21 protein-coding genes, 1 pseudogene and 1 riboswitch are annotated in these 23849 nt (G+C 64.3%); of the genes and pseudogenes, 13 read left to right on the top strand and 9 right to left on the bottom strand.

The annotated features are described in order from the left end of the window. The first annotated feature begins 7 nt into the window (after positions 1–7). The 7 genes from dapD (at position 8) to ASF04_RS16365 (ending at position 7055) form a co-directional block, all read left to right on the top strand. A complete protein-coding gene (gene dapD / locus ASF04_RS16395; RefSeq protein ID WP_019920257.1) occupies positions 8–835 on the top strand; it encodes a 2,3,4,5-tetrahydropyridine-2,6-dicarboxylate N-succinyltransferase in 828 nt (275 codons plus the stop codon). A 26-nt stretch (positions 836–861) separates the two neighbouring features. Further along, the gene (locus tag ASF04_RS16390; RefSeq protein ID WP_056143844.1) at positions 862–1998 is read left to right on the top strand and encodes a PilT/PilU family type 4a pilus ATPase; all 1137 of its coding nucleotides are present in this window, start codon (positions 862–864) and stop codon (positions 1996–1998) included. A 7-nt stretch (positions 1999–2005) separates the two neighbouring features. Then, on the top strand, positions 2006–2557 hold the full coding sequence (locus ASF04_RS16385; RefSeq protein WP_056143842.1) for a glutathione peroxidase: 552 nt from the start codon (positions 2006–2008) through the stop codon (positions 2555–2557). Positions 2558–2638: 81 nt separating this feature from the next. Next, entirely contained in the window at positions 2639–2992 is a 354-nt protein-coding gene (locus tag ASF04_RS16380; RefSeq protein ID WP_056143839.1) for an ArsC family reductase, read from the top strand. A 1-nt stretch (position 2993) separates the two neighbouring features. Beyond that, positions 2994–4127, top strand: coding sequence for a succinyl-diaminopimelate desuccinylase (gene dapE, locus ASF04_RS16375; protein ID WP_056143836.1), 1134 nt, complete (start codon positions 2994–2996; stop codon positions 4125–4127). A gap of 36 nt (positions 4128–4163) precedes the next feature. Then, positions 4164–5051, top strand: a complete 888-nt coding sequence (prmB, locus tag ASF04_RS16370) for a 50S ribosomal protein L3 N(5)-glutamine methyltransferase (protein ID WP_056143835.1) — start codon at positions 4164–4166, stop codon at positions 5049–5051. A 9-nt stretch (positions 5052–5060) separates the two neighbouring features. Continuing rightward, entirely contained in the window at positions 5061–7055 is a 1995-nt protein-coding gene (locus ASF04_RS16365) for an ATP-binding cassette domain-containing protein (RefSeq protein WP_056143832.1), read from the top strand. A 21-nt stretch (positions 7056–7076) separates the two neighbouring features. Here the strand turns inward: ASF04_RS16365 and ASF04_RS16360 are convergent, their stop codons facing one another. Continuing rightward, entirely contained in the window at positions 7077–7577 is a 501-nt protein-coding gene (locus ASF04_RS16360) for a chemotaxis protein CheW (protein WP_040377455.1), read from the bottom strand. Between the two features lie 127 nt (positions 7578–7704). Here ASF04_RS16360 and arfB point away from each other — a divergent pair. Continuing rightward, positions 7705–8088: pseudogene (arfB, locus tag ASF04_RS16355) on the top strand (alternative ribosome rescue aminoacyl-tRNA hydrolase ArfB); the annotation flags it as partial. Positions 8089–8195: 107 nt separating this feature from the next. Here the strand turns inward: arfB and ASF04_RS16350 are convergent. Then, complete coding sequence (locus ASF04_RS16350; protein WP_082488813.1) at positions 8196–8972, bottom strand: sulfite exporter TauE/SafE family protein; 777 nt, start codon at positions 8970–8972, stop codon at positions 8196–8198. A 71-nt stretch (positions 8973–9043) separates the two neighbouring features. Here ASF04_RS16350 and ASF04_RS16345 point away from each other — a divergent pair, with 71 nt between their 5' ends. Then, complete coding sequence (locus tag ASF04_RS16345; protein ID WP_056143828.1) at positions 9044–9967, top strand: LysR substrate-binding domain-containing protein; 924 nt, start codon at positions 9044–9046, stop codon at positions 9965–9967. On the opposite strand, the gene ASF04_RS16340 is transcribed toward ASF04_RS16345, so the two are convergent. From ASF04_RS16340 to ASF04_RS16330, 3 genes are all read right to left on the bottom strand, one after another. After that, entirely contained in the window at positions 9964–11829 is a 1866-nt protein-coding gene (locus ASF04_RS16340; RefSeq protein WP_229205080.1) for a flagellar assembly protein A, read from the bottom strand. The genes ASF04_RS16345 and ASF04_RS16340 overlap by 4 nt on opposite strands. Before the next feature lie 67 nt (positions 11830–11896). Next, positions 11897–13828, bottom strand: coding sequence for a flagellar assembly protein A (locus ASF04_RS16335; RefSeq protein ID WP_229205079.1), 1932 nt, complete (start codon positions 13826–13828; stop codon positions 11897–11899). Positions 13829–14043: 215 nt separating this feature from the next. Further along, complete coding sequence (locus tag ASF04_RS16330; RefSeq protein ID WP_156368669.1) at positions 14044–14445, bottom strand: hypothetical protein; 402 nt, start codon at positions 14443–14445, stop codon at positions 14044–14046. A gap of 246 nt (positions 14446–14691) precedes the next feature. On the opposite strand from ASF04_RS16330, the gene ompR reads away from it, so the two are divergent. From ompR to ASF04_RS16315, 3 genes are read left to right on the top strand one after another with little or no spacing between them, the layout of a single operon-like run. Further along, a complete protein-coding gene (ompR, locus tag ASF04_RS16325; RefSeq protein WP_227012300.1) occupies positions 14692–15393 on the top strand; it encodes a two-component system response regulator OmpR in 702 nt (233 codons plus the stop codon). 14 nt (positions 15394–15407) lie between these two features. Further along, complete coding sequence (locus ASF04_RS16320; RefSeq protein WP_056143823.1) at positions 15408–16787, top strand: sensor histidine kinase; 1380 nt, start codon at positions 15408–15410, stop codon at positions 16785–16787. After that, a complete protein-coding gene (locus ASF04_RS16315; RefSeq protein ID WP_229205078.1) occupies positions 16784–17491 on the top strand; it encodes a hypothetical protein in 708 nt (235 codons plus the stop codon). The genes ASF04_RS16320 and ASF04_RS16315 overlap by 4 nt, the downstream gene beginning before the upstream one ends. Before the next feature lie 13 nt (positions 17492–17504). Here the strand turns inward: ASF04_RS16315 and ASF04_RS16310 are convergent, their stop codons facing one another. Further along, entirely contained in the window at positions 17505–17996 is a 492-nt protein-coding gene (locus ASF04_RS16310) for an Imm26 family immunity protein (protein WP_019920274.1), read from the bottom strand. Positions 17997–18187: 191 nt separating this feature from the next. After that, a riboswitch (TPP riboswitch) is annotated at positions 18188–18284 on the top strand. A gap of 58 nt (positions 18285–18342) precedes the next feature. Here ASF04_RS16310 and ASF04_RS16305 point away from each other — a divergent pair. Beyond that, positions 18343–20478 carry a TonB-dependent siderophore receptor gene (locus tag ASF04_RS16305; RefSeq protein ID WP_056143820.1) on the top strand — a complete coding sequence of 712 codons (2136 nt, stop codon included), beginning with the start codon at positions 18343–18345 and terminating at the stop codon, positions 20476–20478. Here ASF04_RS16305 and ASF04_RS16300 read toward each other — a convergent pair. The 3 genes from ASF04_RS16300 to ASF04_RS16290 are packed head-to-tail and all read right to left on the bottom strand — an operon-like array spanning position 20475 to position 23818. Continuing rightward, entirely contained in the window at positions 20475–21014 is a 540-nt protein-coding gene (locus tag ASF04_RS16300; RefSeq protein WP_056143816.1) for an AAA family ATPase, read from the bottom strand. The genes ASF04_RS16305 and ASF04_RS16300 overlap by 4 nt on opposite strands. Next, complete coding sequence (gene pnuC, locus ASF04_RS16295) at positions 21011–21652, bottom strand: nicotinamide riboside transporter PnuC (RefSeq protein ID WP_056143812.1); 642 nt, start codon at positions 21650–21652, stop codon at positions 21011–21013. The genes ASF04_RS16300 and pnuC overlap by 4 nt, the downstream gene beginning before the upstream one ends. Positions 21653–21685: 33 nt before the next feature. Next, positions 21686–23818, bottom strand: a complete 2133-nt coding sequence (locus ASF04_RS16290) for a S46 family peptidase (protein WP_229205076.1) — start codon at positions 23816–23818, stop codon at positions 21686–21688. Positions 23819–23849 lie beyond the last annotated feature (31 nt).

Here is a 23849-nt window from a genome sequence, read left to right as displayed (position 1 = left end):
GACCATCATGACCCAACAACTCCAGCAAATCATCGACCAGGCATGGGAAGACCGCGCCAACATCAACCCGGCCAACGGCGCCGCCGAACTGCGTGACGCCGTCTCGCACGTGATCGCCGGCCTGGACGCGGGCACCATCCGGGTGGCCGAAAAAACCACCGGCGACTGGGTAGTGAACCAGTGGGTCAAGAAGGCCGTGCTGCTGTCGTTCCGCCTCGAGAACAACGTGGCCATGCCGTCGGACGGCACCATGCAGTTCTACGACAAGGTCCCAACCAAGTTCGCCAACTACACCGAAGCCGATTTCGCCAAGGGCGGTTTCCGCGTGGTGCCGCCGGCCGTTGCCCGTCGCGGTTCGTTCATCGCCAAGAACGTGGTGCTGATGCCTTCGTACGTCAACATCGGCGCTTACGTCGATGAAGGCGCGATGGTCGATACCTGGGCCACCGTCGGTTCGTGCGCGCAGATCGGCAAGAACGTCCACCTGTCGGGTGGCGTGGGCATCGGCGGCGTGCTGGAACCTATGCAGGCCAATCCGACCATCATCGAAGACAACTGCTTCATCGGCGCCCGTTCGGAAATCGTCGAAGGCGTGATCGTCGAAGAAAACTCGGTGATCTCGATGGGCGTGTACATCGGCCAATCGACCAAGATCTACGACCGCGCCACCGGCGAAGTCACCTACGGCCGCGTACCTTCGGGTTCGGTGGTGGTATCGGGCAGCCTGCCATCGGAAGACGGCAAATACTCGCTGTACTGCGCCGTGATCGTCAAGCGCGTGGATGCCAAAACCCGCGCCAAGACCGGCATCAACGAACTGCTGCGCGGTATCTAAGAAGTCATCACTTCGGGAGAATCGCGATGGCCATGGAACGCCTGTTCCAGCTGATGCAGGAAAAGCATGCGTCGGATATGTTCTTCGCCGCGAACTCTCCCGTGCATTTCAAGATCGGCGGCAAGCTGCTGCCGGTCAACCAGCAATTGCTGACGCCCGAGAACATCGAGGCGCTGCTGGCACAAGTCGCCTCCCCGGCGCAAATGGCCGAACTGGCCACCACCAACGAACTCAATATGGGCATCTCGCTGACCGGCGTGGGGCGCTTCCGGCTCTCCGCTTTCCGCCAGCGCGGCAGCGTTTCCGCCGTATTCCGCTATGTGCCCGGCAACATCCCCGCCCTGCAGGATCTGAAGATGCCGCCCGTGCTGGCGGACCTGATCATGGCCAAGCGCGGACTGCTGCTGGTGGTCGGCTCCACCGGTTCCGGCAAATCGACCACCATCGCGGCAATGCTCGACCACCGCAATGCCAATTCGGCGGGCCACATCCTCACGCTCGAAGACCCGATCGAGTTCCTGTTTACGAACAAGCAGTCGATCGTCAACCAGCGCGAGATCGGCAGCGACGCCACCAGCTTTGCCACCGCCCTGCGCAACTCGATGCGCCAGGCGCCGGATTGCATACTGATCGGCGAAATACGCGACAAGGAAGCCATGGCTGCAGCCATCGCGTACGCGCAGTCGGGCCACTTGGTGGTGGCCACGCTGCACGCCAATAACAGCTACAACGCGCTCAATCGCATCATCGGTTTTTATCCGATCGAAAGCCGCATGGCGCTGATGCAGGATCTGTCGTCGGCGGTCAAGGCGATCGTCTCGCAGCGGCTGGTGCCCGCCCTGTCTGGCGGCGCCCGCGCGGCAGCCGTGGAAGTGATGGTCAATTCGCGCGCCGTGGCCGAGTTGATCGAGACCGGCCGCATCGGCGAGATCAAGGACGCGATGGACAACAGCATGTCACCGGGCTCGCAATCGTTCGAGCAGGCCCTGGTGAAACTGGTGCGCGACGGCGCGATCAGCGCCGACGAGGCACTGGCCAATGCCGATTCGGCCACCAACCTGCTCTGGCAACTGAATAACGCCAAAGAGCAACCCGCTGCCGATGCCGCCAGCGGCAATGCCGCAGCATCGGCTTCCTTCACCGGCTTCACCCTGAACACCTGAGGACACCATGACACAATCGATCTACGATATTCCCCTGCGCCGCATCAACGGCGAGGATGTCACCCTTGGCGCGTATCGCGGCAAGGTACTCCTGCTGGTCAACGTCGCCTCGGCCTGCGGCCTGACGCCGCAATACGAGGGACTGGAAAAACTGTACGAAGACAAGCAGGCCGACGGCCTGGTGGTGGCGGGTTTCCCGGCCAACGAATTCGGCGCCCAGGAACCGGGCAGCAACGAAGAAATCGCCGAATTTTGCACCAGCAAATTCGCCATCAAATTCCCGATGTTCGAAAAGATCGTGGTCAAGGGCCCGGGCCTGCACCCGCTGTACCAGCGCCTGATCGAAGAACAGCCGCACGCCCAGGACAAGCCGGACAGCGACTTCCGCGCCAAGCTGGCCGGCTACGGCATCAAGCAGGATAACCCGACCGACGTGCTGTGGAACTTCGAGAAATTCCTGGTCAGCAAAGAAGGCAAAGTCGTCGGCCGCTTCGCGCCCGACACCACCGCCGACGACGCGCTGCTCAAGGATGCGATCGAGCGCGAACTGCGCGCCTGAGCGATCCTGCCCCCCATACCCGGGCGCCAGCTACAGCATGGTATCCTGTCGCCCTTTCGTTTTACCTGCTTGCGACCACACATGACCACCACCCTCTACGGCATCCCCAACTGCGACACCGTCAAAAAGGCGCGCACCTGGCTGGCCGACCAGCAGCACGAGTTTACGTTCCACGACTTCAAGAAACAGGGCCTCGCGCGCGAGACCGTGGCCGGCTGGCTCACGCAGCTGTCGCGCGATGTGCTGGTGAATAAAAAAGGCACGACGTGGCGCGCGCTGTCCGATGAACGCAAGGCGGCCATCGTCGATGACGAAGCGGCGATCGCCCTGATGCTGGAAAATCCGTCGATCATCAAGCGCCCGGTGCTGGACAAGGATGGCGCCTACAGCGTCGGCTTCAGCGACGCGCAATACCAACAAATTTTCAATACCTGACATGACACCTTCGAAAACCCTGGCGCTGACCGAAAAGCTGATTTCCCTGTCCTCCGTCACCCCCGACGACAAGGGCTGCCAGCAGCACCTGATCGACCTGCTCACGCCGCTGGGCTTCGTGTGCGAGACCATCATCTCCAACGACGTAACCAACCTGTGGGCGCGCCGTGGCACGACCGCGCCGGTGCTGGTGTTCGCCGGTCACACCGACGTAGTGCCCACTGGCCCGGTCGATAAATGGCAGTCGCTGCCCTTCAACCCCACCCACCGCGACGGCAAGCTGTATGGCCGGGGCGCCGCCGACATGAAGACGTCGATCGCGGCGTTCGTGGTGGCTGTCGAGGAATTCGTCGCCGAACACGCAGACCACCAGGGCTCGATCGCCTTTCTGATCACCAGCGACGAGGAAGGCCCGGCCATCGACGGCACCGTCGTGGTGTGCAACCTGCTCAAGGAACGCGGCGAGACCATCGACTACTGCATCGTGGGCGAACCGACCTCGGACGAAACGCTGGGCGACATCATCAAGAACGGCCGCCGTGGCTCGCTGTCGGGCAAACTGACGATCAAGGGCGTGCAGGGCCACATCGCCTACCCGCAGCTGGCGCGCAACCCGATTCACCTGGCCGCGCCCGCGCTGGCCGAACTGGTGGCGGAAGTCTGGGACGAGGGTAACGAGTACTACCTGCCCACGTCGTGGCAAATGTCGAACATCAACGCCGGCACGGGCGCCAACAACGTGATTCCGGGCGAGATGATCATCGACTTCAACTTCCGCTTTTCCACCGCCAGCACGCACGAAGAACTCAAGCGCCGCGTGCATGCGATCCTGGACAAGCACGGGCTGCACTACGAGCTGAAATGGGCGCTGAGCGGCCTGCCGTTCCTCACCCCGCGCGGCACCCTGAGCGACGCGTTGTCAAAGGCGATCAAGTCGGAAACCGGCGTGGACACCGAACTCTCGACCACCGGCGGCACCTCGGACGGGCGCTTTATCGCCCAGATCTGCCCCCAGGTGATAGAATTCGGCCCTCCCAACGCCAGCATCCACAAGATCGACGAGCATATCGAGCTGCGTTTCGTCGATCCGCTCAAGAATATTTACCGCCGCACGCTGGAAAACCTGCTGGCCTGAAGCCCTGTGCCCGGCACTTTACCGAACGAGATAGCCATGAACACCACGCCTTTCACCACGCCGCGCGACCTGCTGCGCTACGCCGTCACCCGCTTCAATACGGCCAAGCTGTTCTTCGGCCACGGCAGCGCAGAAGCGTTCGACGAAGCCGCTTACCTGATCCTGCACACGCTCAAGCTGCCGCTCGATCGCCTCGAGCCCTTCCTCGACGCCAAGCTGCTGCCGGAAGAAGTGGCCTCGGTGCTGGCCGTGATCGCCCGCCGCACGGACGAACGCGTGCCCGCCGCCTACATCACCAACGAGGCGTGGCTCGGCACCTACAGCTTCTACGTCGATGAACGCACCATCGTGCCGCGCTCGTTCATCGCCGAGCTGATACCCGAATACTTCGCGCCGTGGGTCAACTCGCCCGACAATATCGAAAACATCCTGGAACTGTGCACGGGCTCCGGCTGCCTGGCGATCATGATGGCCGACGCCTTCCCGGACGCGCGAGTGGACGCCGTGGATATCTCGGCCGACGCACTGGAAGTGGCCAAGAAAAACGTCGCCACCTACGAGCTGCAGGACCGCCTGACCCTGATCGAGTCGGACCTGTACGCCAACGTGCCGGCCAAAAAATATGACCTGATCATCACCAATCCGCCGTACGTGAACTCGTCCTCGATGAGCAAGCTGCCGATGGAATACCGCGCCGAGCCGGAACTGGCGCTCGACGGCGGCAAGGATGGCATGGACATCGTGCGCCGCATCGTCGCTGGCGCTGCCGAACGCCTGACCGACGACGGTATCCTGATCGTCGAAATCGGCAACGAAAAAGAATTCGCCGAAGCTGCCTTCGGCGAGATGGGCCTGACCTGGCTCACCACAAGCAACGGCGACGACATGGTATTCCTGCTGACCGCCGACCAGCTCAAACTGTAAAAGAACAACATGATCCGCTTCATACAAGTAAGCCTGATGCGCGGCACCAAGCCGCTGCTGGAACAAGTCGACGTTACCCTCAATCCGGGCGACAAGATCGGCCTGATCGGCGCCAATGGCGCCGGCAAATCGAGCCTGTTCGCCATGATGCGCGGCGAGCTCCATCCCGACCAGGGCGAGATCGACTTCCCGGCCAAGTGGCGCGTGGCCCACGTGGCCCAGGAAACCCCGCCGCTCGAACGCGCTGCGCTCGATTACGCCATCGACGGCGACGTCGGCCTGCGCAAGCTCGAAGCCGAACTGGCACGCCTGGAAGCGGCGCCCGAGTCGAGCGAAAACGGTATCGCCATCGGCAACATCTACAGCGCGCTGGCCGACGCCGACGCCTACACCGTGCAGTCGCGCGGCGAGCAGCTGCTGCTGGGCCTGGGCTTCACCATCGAACAGATGCAGCGTCCCGTCTCGAGTTTTTCGGGCGGCTGGCGCATGCGCCTGAACCTGGCGCAGGCGCTGATGTGCCCATCGGACCTGCTGCTGCTCGATGAACCGACCAATCACCTGGATCTGGATGCGATCATCTGGCTCGAGGACTGGCTCAAGCGCTACCCGGGCACCCTGTTGATCATCTCCCACGATCGCGACTTCCTCGACGAAGTGGTGAACGTGGTCGTGCACATCGACGAACGCAAGCTGAAACGCTACTCGGGCAACTACTCGTCGTTCGAGCGCCAACGCGCGGCGCAAATGATCCTGGCCGCCGGCGCGCTGGAAAAGCAGCAGCGCAAGCGCGCCCACCTGGAATCGTTCGTCAACCGCTTCAAGGCGCAAGCCTCCAAGGCCCGCCAGGCGCAAAGCCGCATGAAGGCGCTGGCCAAGATGGAAGAACTGGCGCCGCTGCGCGCTGCCGCCGAATTCTCGTTCGAGTTCCGCGAACCGCTCAGCGCCCCGAACCCGCTGCTGGTGATGGAAGACGTGGACGCCGGCTACAAGATCGAGAACGAAAAAACCGGCGAAGTCACCACCAAGACCATCGTCAACAACATCAAGTTCTCGCTGCAGATCGGCCAACGCATCGGCCTCCTGGGTGTGAACGGCGCCGGTAAATCGACGCTGATCAAGACCATCGCCGGTGAACTGGCGCCGCTGACCGGCGACGCCACCATCGGCAAGGGTCTCAATATCGGCTACTTCGCCCAGCACCAGGTAGAGATGCTGCGTCACGACGAATCGCCGCTGTGGCATCTGGCCAAAATCGCGCCGACCGTGCGCGAGCAGGAACTGCGCAACTTCCTCGGCGGCTTCAACTTCCCGGGCACCATGGTCACCAGCTCGATCGCACCGTTCTCCGGCGGCGAAAAAGCACGGCTGGCACTGGCGCTGATCGTGTGGCAGCGTCCGAATTTGCTGCTGCTCGATGAACCGACCAATCACCTGGACCTGGAAACGCGCGAAGCGCTGACCGAGGCGCTGGCGCAGTTCGAAGGCACGCTGGTCGTGGTGTCCCACGATCGCCACCTGCTGCGCGCCACCACCGACGAATTCATCATCGTCGCCGACGGCAAGTTGCAACCGTTCGACGGCGACCTGGACGACTACAAGGACTGGCTGTTCAAGACCAAGCTGGGTAAAGGCACCGACGTGCTGCCGGCAGCGGGCAAGGCCAACAAGACCGACTTCCCTGTGGCCTCTCCAGTGGCCGCGCCTTCGGCGCCGGTAGTGAACACCAAGGACCAGAAACGCAAGGAAGCGGAAGACCGCCAGCGCCTGGCCACGCTGCGCAAGCCGCTGGAACAGAAGATCAAGCGCCTCGACGATCAAATCGCCAAGCGCAGCGCCCAGAAAGCGGAAGTCGATGGCCGCCTGGCCGATGCGACGATCTACGAAGCCGCCAACAAGGCCAAGTTGAAGCAGGCCCTGGCCGACCAGACCTTCTTCACCAAGGACCTGGACGAGCTGGAAGCGCAGTGGTTGCAGTTGCAGGAAGAACTGGAAGCGCTGGCTTAAACGCTCGCCAGCAAAGAAGTATTACGCCGCCTGGCGTGGCGCGCAAGGCACCTTGCGGATCGACATCAGCTTGTCGATATCGACCACGATCAGGCGGCGGTCATCCACCACGCCGATGCCGAGCAGGTAATCAACCTGTGGCGCAACCGCCGCCGGTGTTTCCACCACCGGTACCGGCTGCAACTGCTCCACCGTGAGCGACACGATGTCGGTCACGCCATCGACCACCATCCCCATCACGCAGCTCGACAGCTTTAAAATGATCACGTCCGTCAGCGGATCGTGTTTCGGCGGCCGTGGGCCGAACGCGATGCGCATATCGACGATGGGCATGATCACGCCGCGCGACACCGCAACCCCGCTGATGATTTCCCCGTCCGACGAAAAGCGTTCGAGTTCCTTGAGCGGCCGCAGTTCCTGCACCTTGCTGAAATCGAGCGCGTAATCGAGGCCGCCGAGCCGGAACACCAGGTACTGCCGCGCGGTGGACGTTTGCGTCGCTGAGTGGGAAATGGGAGACATGATGATCCTTTCGTCCTGGGACGTGCGGTAACAGGCATGAACCATCGTAACCGCCCACCCCGCGCCATATGTTGACTAGCGTCAACTTTTTCCGGGCACCGTGCAGCGCGTTTGCTACAATGCGCCGATGAACCAGCAGATCGACATCAATGACGTGGAGTTGAACGCCATTCGCGCGCAGGGACCGGGCGGCCAGAACGTCAACAAGGTTTCCAGCGCGGTGCACCTGCGCTTTGCCATTACGCCGTCATCGCTGCCCGACCATATCAAGGAACGCCTGCTGGCCTTGCGCGACAGCCGCATCACGCGCGACGGCGTGGTGGTGATCAAGGCCCAGCAATCGCGCAGCCAGGAAGCCAACAAGGAAGACGCGCTGCGGCGCCTGCAGGAACTGGTGGACAGCGTGGCCATACTTCCCACAGTGCGCCGGCCCACCAAGCCCACGCGCGGCTCGCAGCGCCGCCGCTTGGAGGGCAAGGCGAAAGACGGCGAGCGCAAACAGATGCGCGGCAATCGTCATCGCATGGCCCGCCATGCTTCTTCCTCGCGCCTTGCCCCCGCTACCGAGGCATCGCAATCCGCTGCCTCCTCCCTACCGGGATAGGTTCTAATCTAGCCTCAGCCAGCCATCGCCGCCCGCACGCACTGGTGCACGCCCAGCCCGATCAGTGCGACAAAAAAGCAGCGCCGGAATACCTCGGCCGACATGCGCTGGCGCAGCCACTGGCCCGCCACGATGCCCAGCGCCGCCGGCAGCAGCGCCAGCAGCGAACCGGTGGCAGCATTTGCATGCCAGCCGCCGCGCCAGGCCAGCATGGCTGCCAGCGCCAGCGTGGATACCGTAAAACTCAGGCCCAGCGCCTGTACCAGGTCCTCGCGGTTCAGGTCCAGCGCCTGCAGGTACGGCGCGGACGGCATGATGAATACGCCGGTGGTGCTGGCGATGGCGCCGGTCGCCACGCCGGCCAGCGGCCCCGCCCAGCGCTGTGCCGCTGCTGGCACCTTGCCACGCCAGCCTGACAAACCCAGCACGCCGTAGCCCGCCAGCAGCACACCCAGCACGGCTGGCGTCCATACCGCCGCTTCCGCACCTGTGCCGGTACCGCCTGGTGCGAGCAGCAGCCAGCCGCCGATGGCGGTGCCCACGCAGGTGGCCAGCAACATCGGCCGCAACCGGCGCCACAGCGGGTACAGTGCCGGTCCCGTGGCCAGTTGCCACACATTCGTCAGCGCCGAAGGCACGATCAATAAAGCTGCCGCTTCCAGTGGCGCCATCTTCAACGACAGCAAGGCCACGGCCACCGTGGGCAGCCCCATGCCGGTCACACCCTTGACCAGGCCTGCCAGCACGAAGACCAGCGCAATAAAGAGAGTCATGGTATCCATGACTGCCATTGTCCTCTTCCGGAGCAGCGCTGCAAATGTGGAATATACTGAGCCAGACTTCGTCATTGACATAGGCTGCCATGCGTTTCGACCTCACCGACCTGCGTTTATTTGCCCACATCGCCGACAGCGGCAGCATCACCGCTGGCGCCCGGCTGGCGCACCTGGCGCTGCCCTCGGCCAGCGCCCGCGTGCGCGGCCTCGAAGAAACGCTGGGCGTGCCGCTGCTGCAACGCGGCCGGCGCGGCGTGGAGCCGACCGAAGCCGGACTGGCACTGCTGCGCCACGCGCGCATCATCGGCCGCCAGGTGGACGATCTGCGCGGCGACCTGGCGCAATTCGCTTCCGGCCTGAAGGGTCAAATCCGGCTGCTGTGCAATACCTCGGCCATGACCGAATTCCTGCCCGATGCGCTGGCCGCCTTCCTGGCGGCGCACCCGCGCCTGGGCGTGGACCTGGAAGAGCGCCAAAGCCGCGACATCGTGCAGGCGGTGGCGGATGGCGCGGCCGACATCGGCATCATCACCGACGCCGTGGACAGCGCCGCGCTGCACACCTTCCCGGTCTGCGACGACACCCTGGTGCTGGCCATGGCGCGCAGCCATCCGCTGGCGCGGCAACTGGGACAGCGCCGGGGCATGGCGTTTGCCGATGCGCTCGACCATGATTTCATCGGCCTGGCCGGCGACAGCGCGCTGCAGCAGTACGCGGCTGGCCAGGCCGCGCGGCTGGGGCGGCGCATGCACTGCAAGATCCGGCTGCGCAGCTTCGAGGCCGTCTGCCGCATGTGCGCCAATGGCGCGGGCATAGCGCTGCTGCCGGCGACGGCGGCGCGCCGCCACGATGGTGAACGTCTGCTGAGAATCGTGAAATTGACCGACGACTGGGCTGCGCGCAAGCTGCTGGTGTGCGTGCGCGACCTGCGCACCCTGCCCGCCCCTGCGCGCGAACTGGTCGCCGTACTGCGCGGCGCCACTCCGCCCCAGAGCGCTCGCGGAGACTAATTGTCCTGCGGGGGCGCCCAGTATATCGGCCCGACACTGCCGAAAAACAGCGTAGGGAGACCAGCGGCCGAGGTACGCACCTTGGCCTTGAGTTCCTTGGGCGCATAGTCGTAAGGCGCCACGCCGTCCGGCACATAGGTCATCGGGCGCAACTGCACTTCGCCGGTCAGCAACTGGACCGAGCATTGGGACTTGTGGATCAATTCGCGCTTTTTGCGCTCGACCTGCGCCACTTCGGCGCGCGCCTGCTCTTCCTGTACCTGCGCCGCCTTGAGGGCGAGCGAGATGCGTCCCACCGACTTCAATGCCGGCCCCACGGCGGTCGCCATACGATGAAACAGTGGCTCCTGCTCGGGCGTGAGCACCACTTCGCGCTTGCGCACGCGGGTGGCCAGCGTCAGGTAGTTGCGTACCTCGGCCTGGCTGGTGATGGCGTCCATCTCTTCCTTGTACTGGACCGCCTCGCGCTGCGCCGCCGCCACTCTCGGCAGCAGGTCGGCCACGCGCTTGTCGTAGCCGGCGGTGTCGGGCACCAGCACGTACAGCAGCATTTCGTTCTGCTTGCGCGGGCCGGCATGGACGATCTCGATGCGGCGCGCAGCGATCGCGCAGCCTTCGGCCACCTTGATCACCACCTCGTCGGCCATGATCTCGCAGTTGCTGGCCTCCCCGATCACCACCCGGGTGCCGGAGATGATGCAGTTTTCGGCGCGGGTGAGCGCGACCTCCCCTTTTTTGGTTTGCAGCACCGCGCCTGCGGCCACCCCGCGCACGCGGATGGCGCCGTCGGCATTGACAGCCGAGCCGCCCATCAGGTTGCTGTTGAGGGTAATGTCGCCGCCGCGCGATTCGATACTGCCGTACACATCGCCGTGGATGGTGATGTTGCCGCCTTCGACGCGGCGCTGCTCCTGTACCGCGCCGAACTCCTCGTACTCCCCGGTCAGCTGCAAATTGCCCGTGGTGCGCGCGCTCACGCCCTCGCGGCTGATGATCTTGGGGCCGATCGAGATGCGGCGGGTCTTCGGGTCCACGCTGAGAAAACCTTCGACCGACGAGACCAGGTATTCGCCGTCGCGGAAGTTTTCGATCATGGTGCCTTCGCCGGCCACCGACGCCAGTTCCAGGTCCTTGGGGGCTGGCGGGTCGATCACCGCGCCCGACATCTCGAAGCCGCGCACACCCGGTGCGGACGGCACCTTGCGCAGCAGCTTGACGTGCGGTTTCACCTGCGGGAAGCGGTTCTGGAAAGTCTGCAAATCGAGGCGGCCATCCGATTTTTCGCGCGGGGCGTCGCTGCGATGGATGTCGCGAGAGACTTCCACGATGGCGGCATCGCGTCCCGGCATGGCGTTCAGGCGCCGCGCGACCGTGATGCGCGCCACGCGACCGGTGGCGATCACGTCGCGCACTGCCGGCGCATCGATGCCGAAGCGGATGCCCTTGGCCCACATGTCCGCGACAAATTCGTCGAAGGTCAGCCGCGCGGGTTGCGGCGGCAGGCCGGGCACGTCGAAATACACCTGCTCGAAATAGTATTCGGCCTCGCCGCCGATGACCTTGACGTTCTTGTACAGCTGGCGACGCGCGGGATGAAACGGTTCGATGCGGTCGGCAAAGCGCAGCAGCGGGCGTTCGGCCAGCGCGGGCGGCAGGTCGGGACCGGCGTTATAGACCATCTTGGCAAAGATGGCGTAATGCAGGCCCACGAAACAGGCGCCGCCAAGGAAGATCTGGCCGACGGCGGCCAGGCGCGCCACGGGCGTGGCGGCAACGTCGAAGTAAATGCCATCATCACGCTTGACGAGCGCTGCGGGCAGTTCGCCCCCGGCGCCTGAATTCAACGTCGTTGCGTTTGACACGGTAATCCCCACGAAGATGTACGTCGGAGCGGAGCGCCCCTTCACTTTTTTTAATATGCCCTATAGCCTAGCATGAACCGCCATTATTGTGTACTTGCCGAGGGTCGAGGTGCCAGTTCAGCGCCCCCTCGCTTTCCCAGAACAGCACCGCGCCGCCGGCCGGGGTGCCGCGCAGGCGCTGCTTGATGTCCCTGGCCGGCTGCCGGGCCAGCAGCGGCGCGGCGCTGTCGCCCGCGCCGCCATAGGGCATGGTGCGCACCACGGTTTCGCCGCTTACCATGTGCAGGCCGCAGCGCGCGGTGCCTGCCGCCGCCACCTGCTCGGCTATCACGGCGTCGCGCCGGTCGCGCAGCAGCTTTTGCTGGGTCAGCGCAATCTGCCCGTCCTTCTTGAGACGATCGAGCGCCTGCATCGGTTCGGCCACGCCGGCGGCGATCTTGCGCAGGATGTGCGCCTGCTCGGGCGACACCGTCAACTCCTGGTTGCGCAACTTGAGCGCCAACGCCAGGTAGCGCCGCACGTCGGGCAGCGCCGACAGGCGTGCCGCCTCTTCCTCGTGGCCCGCCAGCACCCGCGCCAGGTCGGCCAGGCGCACATCAAGCTCGCCGATTTCCTGGTCGAAGCGGGTCACGTCGCGCAGCAGCACATAGATCACCATCTCGGTGCGGCGGCGCGGGCCGGCCGATTCGATTTCCACGTCGCGCCCGGCGACGGCGCAGCCTTCGGCCACGGTGATGCGCAGCAGGTCGGCGACGATCTCGCAGTTGGAGGCCTCGCCGATGGTCACGCTGCTGCCGGAGATGATGCAGTTCTCGGCGCGCGCCACGGTGACCGCACCGCTGCCGGTGTGGATTACCGCGTTGGAGGCGACGCCGGCGATGGTGATCGGCCCATTGGCATTGCGGATGCTGCCGCCCACCAAGTTGCGGTCCAGCACCACGGCGCCACCGCGCGAATGGATGTTGCCATACACGTTGCCGTGCACCGTGATGTCGCCACCGGTGACGTCGCGCTGTTCCTGCACGTCGCCATACTCTTCGTAGGCGCCGGTCAGTTCCAGGTTGCCGGTGGTGCGCCCGCTCACGCCGTCGAGGCTGACGATCTTGTCGGTGACGGATACACGGTTGGACTTGGGATCGACGGCAAGAAAACCTTCGCGGATGGAGACGATGTATTCACCGTCATCGAGTTCCTGCACCTCGGTGCCGTCGCCGGCCAGGTGCCGCAGCGCCAGGTCGGCGGGCGGCGCCGGCGCGGTCATGCGCCCGGCCAGGTCGAAGCCGGGCAAGCCAGGCGTGGCCGGCACTTTTTTCAACAGCCGCACACCGGCCTTGATTTGCGGGAAGCGGTTCTCGAAACTGTGCAGGTCGATGCGGCCGTCGGCGCGTTCCTTCGGTGCGTCGCTGCGGTGCATTGCATGCGACACCTCGAGCACCGTGGCGTTACACCCCGGCTCCGGTTCGAGGTCGGTGGCAAAGGTGATGCGCTCGGCCTTGGGCGCCTTGATGGCATTGGCCACCGCCGCCACGTCGATGCCGAAGCGGATGCCGTGACCCCACATGGCGGCGACAAATTCGTCGATGTCGAGCCGCGCCACGCGCTCGGGCAACTCGGTGCCGTCGGCCAGCACTTCCGCGTCGAGGTACAGCGGCTCGAAGTAGTACTCGGCGTAGCCGCGGCCCGGCTTGGGCGTCTTGTAAAGCGGCAGGCGGCTGGCGCCGATCAGCCGTACGGCAGCGGCCAGGCGCACCGCCTGCGCGGCTCCCAGGTCGGGCCCCACGTCGTACAGCGCCTTGATCAGCACCGGGTAGGACAAACCGGCCAGGCAAAAACCGGCGCCGAACACCTGGTTGATGGCGGCGGCACGCGCCGGTGGCGGCAGGCCAAGATCGATATATATGCCGTCCGGGCGCAGGATCAAACCGATGGGCAGGCTCGCGTCAGGCGCGGGTAGCGCGGACACGACCGATAGCGCTGCGGGTGCAACGTCTGGGACCACGATCTTCCTCCAAGCGGAACACGCGGCCGGAAGGCATTGCGTGTAATAAACTAATATTACACATGATTAACCAAAAGAGAATGATTATCATGTTGAGCAATCGCCAATGTGATGCAATTGCCACACATTAATGTCATCCATGCAAAAACGCCCGCCGTGCAGAACACGGCGGGCGTCGGGATAACGGTAACTGTCGGTAGCGATGCAGGCGGATGTCAGCGGCGCGGCGGCAGCGCATACACCTCGGCGCCGGCTTCGTTGATCTGGCGCCGCAGGTCGCGCCGTTCGTCGGCGGTCATGCGGCCCACGCGGCGGCTCATCTCGGCATTGCGGTTGTTCTCCTGCATGGCGCGACGCTGTTCCTCGGCACGCGACTCGTAGCTGCGCGGATCGAGCTGGCGCGACTGGTCCTGGCGCAGGTCTTGCCGCATGTCCTGCTGGCGCGGGGCGCTTTGCTGGCTGCGATTGTCACGATTGTCGTCACGGCGATCCTGGCCGGCGGAATGCGCGGGCAGTGCCGACAGCACACCGCAGCACACCACGACGGAAGCCAGGGTGGATCGAACGCAAAAAGATGCGCTTGCTGCCGCGTGTATTTTTTTGAGGTCGATGAACATGGCGTTCCTAAGAGGTGATTCCATGCCCGCAGTGTATGATGGTTTGCACGAGGGAGTAAGACCAATCGGGTAAAGTTTGTAACACTTTGTAATGGGTAAAAACAGACGTTTTCGTGACGCGAATATGACGTTACCATAGCAACATCAATAAGACAACTTGGCAGAGAAATGACGACGACTACGCTTGATTCCAACAACACTGGCGGCAGTAATACCGTCAATCAGCATGGCCATCAGGCCAAGATTATGGTAGTGGACGACGACGTGCGCCTGCGCGATCTGTTGCGCCGTTATCTCACCGAACAAGGCTTCAACGTCTTCACCGCCGAAAGCGCCACCGCCATGAACAAGCTGTGGCTGCGCGAGCGCTACGACCTGCTCGTGCTTGACCTGATGCTGCCCGGCGAAGATGGCCTGTCGATCTGCCGCCGCCTGCGCGGCGCCGGCGACCAGACCCCCATCATCATGCTCACCGCCAAGGGCGAAGACGTGGACCGCATCGTCGGCCTCGAGATGGGCGCCGACGACTACCTGCCCAAGCCGTTCAATCCGCGCGAGCTGGTGGCGCGCATCGGCGCCGTGCTGCGCCGCCGGGGCCCCGACGAAATTCCGGGCGCACCGTCCGAAACCCCGCAAACCTTCGAGTTCGGCCAGTTCGTGCTCGACCTGGGCACCCGCACCCTGAAAAAAGCCGGCGAAACCGTGCCGCTCACCACCGGCGAATTCTCGGTACTGAAAGTATTCGCCCGCCATGCACGCCAGCCGCTGTCGCGCGAAAAACTGATGGAACTGGCGCGCGGGCGCGAATACGAAGTGTTCGACCGCAGCCTCGACGTGCAAATTTCGCGCCTGCGCAAGCTGATCGAACCCGATCCATCGAGCCCGCTGTACATCCAGACCGTCTGGGGCCTGGGCTATGTGTTCATTCCGGAGGGTCAGCCGCGCTAAGCGCGGGCTAGCGCATGAAGTCCAAGTCGAAGTCACCGCTCAAATGGTTGTTCACGCTCCGTCTCGCCAGCCTGAAAAGCGGTTTGTTCTGGCGTACCTTCATCCTGCTGGGCGCCCTTACCACCACCAGCATGACAGCCTGGGTGGGCATGATCAGCGTGGTCCAGCACGATCCGCAGGTGCAGCAGATCTCGGCGCAGGTGGTGTCGGTGGTCACCATCACCCATGCCGCCCTCACCCACTCGGCGCCCGAACTGCGGCGCGAACTGCTGTTCGACCTGGTATCCAACGAAGGCATCCGGGTGTTCACGCTGGAAGCCGACGACCAGGTCGATCCCCCGCCCGACAACGCGCTCATGCCCGACATCCAGAAGCTGGTGCGCGCCAAGCTTGGACAGGACACGCGATTTTCGTCCAAGGTCAACGGCGTCTCCGGCTTCTGGGTGTCGTTCAAGATCGACGACGACCAGTACTGGCTGATGCTCGAACGCGAGCGCATTCGCGGCCTGACCGGCATCCAGTGGCTGGGCTGGGCCAGCGTGGTGTCGCTCATTTCGCTGCTGGGCGCAGCCTTCATTTCCAGCCTGGTCAACCTGCCGCTGCGGCGCCTGACCAAGGCTACGCGCGCTTTTGCCCAAGGCATGCGCCCCGATCCGCTGCCTGAAAAAGGCCCGAACGAAATCCTCGAAGCGAACCGCTCGTTCAACCAGATGGTGCTGCAGTTGCAGCAGGTGGAGTCGGACCGCGCGGTGATCCTGGCCGGTATTTCGCACGACCTGCGCACCCCGCTGGCGCGCATGCAGCTCGAAGTGGAAATGGCCCATCTGTCGGACGAAGCGCGCGAAGGCATCCAGTCCGACATCGGCCAGATGGACGCCATCATCGGCCAGTTCCTCGATTACGCCAGGCCCACCGAAGCGTCGAGCTTCATCAACGTCGATATCAGCGAACTGCTGGCCGATGTCGCGCACGACGCCGCGCGCATTCCCGATGTGCGCGTCAAGACCGACATCGCACCTGGCTTGCACGCGATGGGCAACGCCACCGACCTTAAACGCGTGATCAACAACCTGGTGGAAAACGCGCGCCGCTACGGCAAGACGCCCGACCAGGACGTCACCGAGATCGATATCGGCTGCAGCATCAAGGGCGTGGGTGCAGCCAGCCGGGTGGTGATCGAGGTGCAGGACCACGGCGCCGGCGTGCCCGACGACCAGATCGGCCAGTTGCTCAAGCCCTTCACCCGGCTCGATACGGCGCGCGGCCAGGCCAATGGCGCCGGCCTGGGGCTGGCCATCGTGGACCGTGTATTGCAGCGCCATGGCGCCGAACTGAGGGTACGCAATCGCGACGGCGGCGGCCTGGCGATCCAGATCCTGATGAAAGCAGCATGAGACATTCGACCTTGATGACCGCCGCGCTGCTTGCCTGCGCACTCGCCATGCCCGCCTGGGCAGCAAAACCCGCCATGCCGCTGCAGCAACGCGAGCCGACCACCGAAGAGCGCACGTCGTTCGACGCATTTTTCAGCGCGCGCCAGGCGGCTGTGCCGCAAGGGCCGTGGGCCACGCCGCCGTTGTTCGCCCCCGCCTTCGAGGTCGAACGCCATGGCAACAAACAGCCCTGGCGCGTGATCGCGCGCGTGGACTCGTCACCGCGCCGCTCGCACCCGGACCTGTGCCGGCAAATCCGTTCGAGTTTTATTTATGACGCCAGGGCCCCCGTGGGCGAGCGCTGGCAGGATGCGGCCGAGCCGCCGCGCTGGTACATATGGCTGGCCACGCCCACCGTGCCCTGTGCGGCAGCGCGCTACACCACCTTGCAGGACCCGAAGGTGGCGGACGTGGACGCCGTGGCGCTGCTGCGCCAGCACCGCGATTTGCTGGGACGTGCACGTCTGCTGTTTGCCGGCAACTCGCAATGCGCGCCGTATCGCGCGCTGACGTACCGGCTGGCCGCGCTCGAGCCGGCGGCGCCCGTCGCCGGCGCGCCGCTGATGCTGGGCATGGTGTTCGAGAGCGACCGCAATACCGTGGCGCGGGTGGCGGTGCGCAAAAGCCGTGGCGAGTACACGGCGTGGAATGTCGGCTGCAGCTGAGTGAACGACCGGATCAGACTGATTTGCGGTTGAGCGGGTGGTCGGCGCCAACCAGCAGCTTGGTCAGCAGCAGCTCGGCCGAACCGTAGCCGTACAGCGAATCGGCCTCGAAGCCGACGGTTTCGTAAGGCACCGACTCCTCGCGCTCGGAGCGGGCAGGATCGTTGCTGGAGTAGGTAACGCGCCAGGCGCGCTTGAGGGCGTCGGCCCGGCGCAGGAACTGCGGCATCGGCCACTGGGCGGGATCGAAAGCCTCGAGCTCGCCCAGCACGCGCCAGTGGCCACTGACCAGCGCCATGTCGCCAACCCGCAGTACCTTGACCGCGTCTTGCGCGGTCAACGAGGCAAGCTGCGCCAGGTCGGGCAAACCATCTTGCCGGGGACCGAACAAATAGGCCAGCATGATCTTGCTGCCCGGCGACAAACGCGCCACCAGGCCGGCGCCGTAACCACCATCGAGCAATGGCACGGCGAAAAAACTACCTTCTTGATACGACTGCCTCATTCCCATCCTTTCACTGCACGTTGCGGACGGTCTTGCTTGCATTGCCGGGCCCGCCTCGCTGGCGCCTTGCGGCGCAAAAGTGGCAGTGTAGCGAGGCGGCGCCGATTGTGGCGCACGCGTGACGCAGGCGTCACAATCGCGCTGGCGGTCCCACGATGCGGCCTTTCAATGATGACGTTTGTGTTACACTCGCGGTTCGCTAGGGGTCCTGGAATTGTTTCCGGGTGAGAGATACCCTTCGTACCTGATCTGGATAATGCCAGCGAAGGAAAGCGCAAAAGTCGGTCTCCTCCCCTCCTTTGATGGCTCTCTTCGCGGCTTCCGGCCGAACAAGTAGAGAGCAGACATGTACAAACCCAACCTTGCCGTATCCGTCATCGCCGTAGCGGTGTTCAACTCCTTTGCCGGCGCCGCCATGGCCGAGGAAGCCGACCAGGCGCTGCCCGAAGTCGTCGTCAGCGCGACCAAGGCCCGCGCCAGCACCGCCTCGATCGGCGGCTTTTCCAATGCGCCGCTGCTGAGCACCCCGGCCTCGCTCAACGTGATCACGTCGCAGCAGATGCTGGACCTGCAGATCCGCTCCACCACCGACGCCGCCCGCTACGACGCCAGCCTGTCCGACGCCTACAACGCGGTCGGCTATGCCGAGCAATTCTCGATCCGCGGCTTCAAGCTCGATAACGGCACCAGCTACCGCAAGGACGGCATGACGATTGCCGGCGATACCCAGATCGCGCTGGAAAACAAGGAACGGCTGGAAGTACTGAAAGGCCTGTCCGGCCTGCAGGCCGGCGTGTCCGCGCCCGGCGGTGTGCTCAACTACGTGACCAAGCGCCCCACCGACAACCCGATCCGCATGGTGGTGCTGGAAACGCGCGAGCGTGGCACGCTGTACGGCGCTGCCGACGTTGGCGGCCGCTTCGAGGACACCCGCTTCGGCTATCGCGTCAACGTCGCTGCCGAGCGCCTGCGCTCGATCGTCAAGGGCGCCGACGGCAACCGCAAGTTCATCTCGGGCGCATTCGACTGGCGCATCTCGCCGCAGGCGCTGCTGCAAATCGACGCCGACTACCAGCGCAAGTCGCAGCTGACCGCCCCCGGCTTCCAGCTGCTCAACAACACCACGCTGCCGGCAATCGATGCCGACACCATGCTCAACGACCAGCCGTGGGCGCGCCCGGTCGAAACCATCAGCAGCAATATCGGCGCCCGCTTCGAGTACACCTTCTCGCCCGAGTGGAAAGCCACCGTCAGCGCCAATCAGAACACCTTCAAGCGCGACGACTACACGGCCTTCCCTTACGGCTGCGGTGCGCAGGACCTGTACCCTGGCTTCTGCGGCAACGGCGACTACGACGTATATAACTACATCAGCGAAGGCGAAAAGAAATCGCCATTGACGGTGCAGGCGCTGTTGCAGGGCCGCTTTGCCGCCGGCGCGATCGAACACGAGGTGACGTTCGGCAGCTCGCTGATGCGCAACCGCGAAAAATGGGGCGACGACCTGTACGATTACTCGGGTACCAGCAATATCTACCACCCGGTGATCGTGCCGCCAGCACCGGGCACCAGCGGCCCGGTGTCCGAGCGCCGCTACACCAACGAGCGCTCGCTGTTCGCCCAGGATATCGTCAGCCTCGCCGAACAACTGAAGCTGCATGCCGGTGCGCGCTACGTGCAGGTGCGCCGCAACCAGTACGTCGGTGAAAACGAGGCCGGCGTGATCCAGCCCAACGCTCTGACCGATGCCGGCTTCTGGCTGCCCAGCGTGGCGCTGGTGTACAGCCTGCGTCCGAACGTCTCGCTCTACACCTCGTACGCGCAAGGCCTCGAGCATGGCGGCGTGGCGCCCAAGGGATCATTGAACGAACGGCAGGCGCTGGAACCGGCAAAGTCGAAACAGGTGGAGCTCGGTGTCAAGGCCGACATCCGCACCGAACTCAGTGCCACGCTGGCGCTGTTCCAGATCCGCAAGGGCCTGGAATACGTCGACAACGCTTCCAATATGTTCGTGCGTAACGGCGAGGCAGAAAACCGTGGCCTGGAAATGGGGCTCAACGGCCGCGCCTCGCGCGAACTCACCGTCGGCATCACCGCCACAGGGCTGAGCACCAGGCAAAGCGGCACCGGCTCGGCCAGCCTGGACGGAAAGCGCGTGACCAACGTGGCGGCGTTCAAGTCGTCGGTGTATGCCGACTACGCGGTGCCGCAGGTACAGGGACTCAATGTGAGCGCCAACTGGCAGTATTCGGGCAAGAAGGCCTTCGATGCCGAGAACACGGTGTTCGTGCCCAAGTACCACTTGATGAATTTTGCGGCGGCCTACTCCACCCGCATCGGCGGCGTGGCCACTACCGTGCGCGCCGGCATCGACAACGCCTTCGACAAGTTCTACTGGCGCGATGTCACCCCGGACCTGGGCGGCTACCTGATCCCGGGCGCGTCGCGCACCGGCCGCGTGTCGGCGCAGTTCGACTTCTAAGGCAAGTAGCGCCTGGCCTGTGCCAGGCGCGCTTCGGGCGTGCCTGTGACCAGCAGGTAGGGAATGGCGCGCCTTTTCAACTCTTCCATCAACATGGTGTTGATGGTCACGCTCACCTGCTCCGATTCGCGTTGCAGGCCGTCCGCTTCCCACGGTATATCGGGCGCAGTCACCAGCGTGACGGCGTAGTCGCGCTGGTGGCGGTCGGCCAGTTGCGCCAGTTCGGCGTCGATCCCTTGAAAATAATGGCGGCTGTACACGGCCGTCATCAACGGCGTGGTGTCGCAGAACAGGTAGCGGTGCGCCAGCGGCGCCGCGATGTCTTCGCGCGCCAGCTGGGTGCGGGCGATATGGATCTGGTCCTGCGCGACCGGAATGCGCTGCTCGGTATCGACAAACTCCCGCAGGTATTCCGGCACCCACACGGTGCCGTAGTCGCGCGCCAGGGCCGCCGCCAGCGTGCTCTTGCCCGACGATGCCGTGCCCAGGATGGCCACTTTCACCGGCAACGCTTGCTCCCCCACGCCGACAGTCACTCCAGCACCAGCCGGCGTCCGCCGCCGTCATTGCCACCGCCGCCGGTGGGCATGCCGGCCGACTGCTGCCAGGTGCGCAGGCCCACGATTGCCATGCCCACGAAGATCGCGTACAGGATGGCGGTAAGCATCAGGTTCTTGTGCAGGTACAGACCCACGTACAGCACATCGACAATGATCCACACGTGCCAGTTCTCCACCTTTTTGCGCGACAGCAGCAACTGCCCGACCAGGCTGCCGGCGGTGAGAAAACCGTCCGAGTGCGGCACGTCGGTATCGGTCCAGGTCTTGAGGAACATGGCCAGCACCACGAAGCCGGCAAACCAGCCGCCCACCGCCAGCCAGCGCCCGCGCGCATCGAGCGCGGTGACCGGCAAAGCCGCATGATTGCCATCGCCGCGCAGCCACTGGCGCCAGCCGTAGATCGATACCGCGATGAACACGAACTGCAAGCCCATGTCGCCGTACAGGCGCGAACCGAAGAACACCATCGCGTAGGTGGCCGACGAGACGATCGCGAACAGCCAGGCCCAGTGACTCTGGCGGATATTGAGCCACACCGTGACCACCGCCAGCACGAACGACAGCAGCTCGAGCGGCGTCGTGACGAACACCGCCAGGTGCAATGGCAGGTTCATATACCCGAGCAGGTCTGTCAGTGCGTGCATGGTTTACTTCGCGGCCTTGGTTGGATACTTGATGGTCATTTCCTGCAGCAGGTTGTCGGCATGGTCCACTTCCGTCATGATCCACAGCATATACCGGATATCCATGTGGATGGCGCGGGTGATCTCCGTATCGAAGTACCAGTCCTTGGTGATCGACTCGTAGGTGGAGTCGAAATTCAGACCGATCAGCTCACCGTTGCGGTTCATCACCGCCGAGCCGGAATTGCCACCCGTGGTGTCGGCGCTGGTGAGGAAGTCCACCGGCACCGTGCCCAGCACCGGATCCTTGAACTGGCCGTAGCGCTTGGCCTTGATCGCGTCGAGCAGCTTTTGCGGCGCATTGAACGGATCCTTGCCCGTGTGCTTCTGGACGATGCCTTCCACCGTGGTAAACGGCCCCTTGGTGATGCCGTCGGCCGGCGAGTATGGCGCCACGGTACCGTAGGTCACGCGCAGCGTGGAGTTGGCGTCCGGGTACACCGGCTTGCCCTGCGATTTCTTCCACGCGATCACGGCCGCCATGTATTGCGGGATCACGCGTTCGAGGTTGCCGTCCAGTTCAGCGCGGCGATCCTTGAGCGACTGCGTCACGCCGTCGAGCTTTAACGCCAGTTGCAGGAAGGCGTCGTTCGAGGCCTTTACGGCAGCGGCGTCCTTGCCCATCCAGCCCACCCGCTTGGCGGTGTCGCCCAGTTCGGTGTTGGCGTACAGCGCGGCCACGGCGTCCGGCGCCGGCAGCAAGGCGTCCAGGCCCTGCACGTGCAGGGCCTTCGGCAGCTTGGCGTAGCGTTGCAGGGCGGCGGTGAAGCGCGCCTGGTCCACGCCGGCCACGTACGATTGCTCGAGGCGGTTCAGGCGCGCGCGGATCATGTTCTGGTCGCGCTGCTGGTAACCCACTTCGCGCTCGGCATCGGGCTTGGCGCCTTCGTTGGCCAGGCGTACCAGGGTGGTGGCGCTTTTCAGCAGGTCGCTGGTGAACGCCACGCCGTGGCCGAATTCTTCGTCGGACAAGGCGATGTCGGCAGCGATCACGCTATCGAGTTCGGCCAGCAGTTGCGGCGACTTGCCCGGCTGTTTGGCGTACCAGGCGCGGAACTCGGCATCCTGCGCATCCTTGATGGCAGCGATGTCCTTGCGCGCGAAACCGTCGGACAGGCCCTGCGCCTTCTTCATCACGTTGTTGAGGCTCTTGGCCACGCTGGCGTAGCGCACTTCGTTGGCCGGGCTGCCTTTGGTCGATGCGGCAATCACGTCGAGGTCGGCCTGGATTTCGGCCACGCGCTGCGGGAACGTCACGTCGCGCGCGGCGCGCACTTCGGACGGCAGCTTGTAGCGGCTGGTGCGGCCCGGGTAGCCGGCCAGCAGCACCGGGTCGCCGTTTTTCAGGCCGGCGGCCGACACCACCAGGAAGTCCTTCGACTGGTAAGGCACGTTGTCCGGCGACGGATCGGCCGGGCGGCCATCCTTGCCCACGTAGGCGCGCAGGAACGAGTAGTCGCCGCCCTGGCGCGGCCATTCGTAGTTGTCGATGTCGCCGCCGAAATTGCCGATCATGTCGGCCGGCGCGTACACCAGGCGCACGTCGCGGATCATCATCTGGCGGATGCGATAGTATTCGAGGCCGCGATGGAAGGCCGGCACCGAGCAGCGATAGGCTTTATCGCTTTCGCATTCGGCGATCAATACCTTGATGGCTTTTTCGACGGCATCGTGGCGCTGCTTGCCGGTCATGGCCGGCGTGACGTTTTTCAGTACACGGGCTGTGACGTTTTCCACCTTGTCGGTGACGTAAACGAGCGTGTTCGGACCGCCCGGCAACTCTTCCGCGCGGGTCTTGGCCAGGAAGCCGTTTTCGATGTAATTGTGTTCGGGACTCGAGTTGCGCTGGATGGCGCCATACGCGCAGTGGTGGTTGGTGACCACCAGGCCGGCGCTGGAGACGAACGATGCCGAGCAGCCGCCCAGCGAAACGATGGCGCTCATCGGGTGCTTCGACAGGTCGGCCAGTTTTTCGGCGGGGATGGCGATACCGATCTTTTTGAGTTCGGATTTCAGCTGCGGCAGCTGGTATGGCTGCCATTGGCCTTCGTCGGCCCGCGCCGACGTGGCTGCCGCGCAGATCATGGCGACAGACATTGCGAGTTTTTTTAACAAGATTGAGCCCCTG

It is taken from the genome of Duganella sp. Leaf61, from assembly GCF_001421905.1.
GTDB lineage: Bacteria > Pseudomonadota > Gammaproteobacteria > Burkholderiales > Burkholderiaceae_D > Rugamonas > Rugamonas zoogloeoides.
The sequence above is the reverse complement of the archived record's forward strand: the minus strand, read 5'-3'. Positions and strand labels throughout refer to the sequence as shown.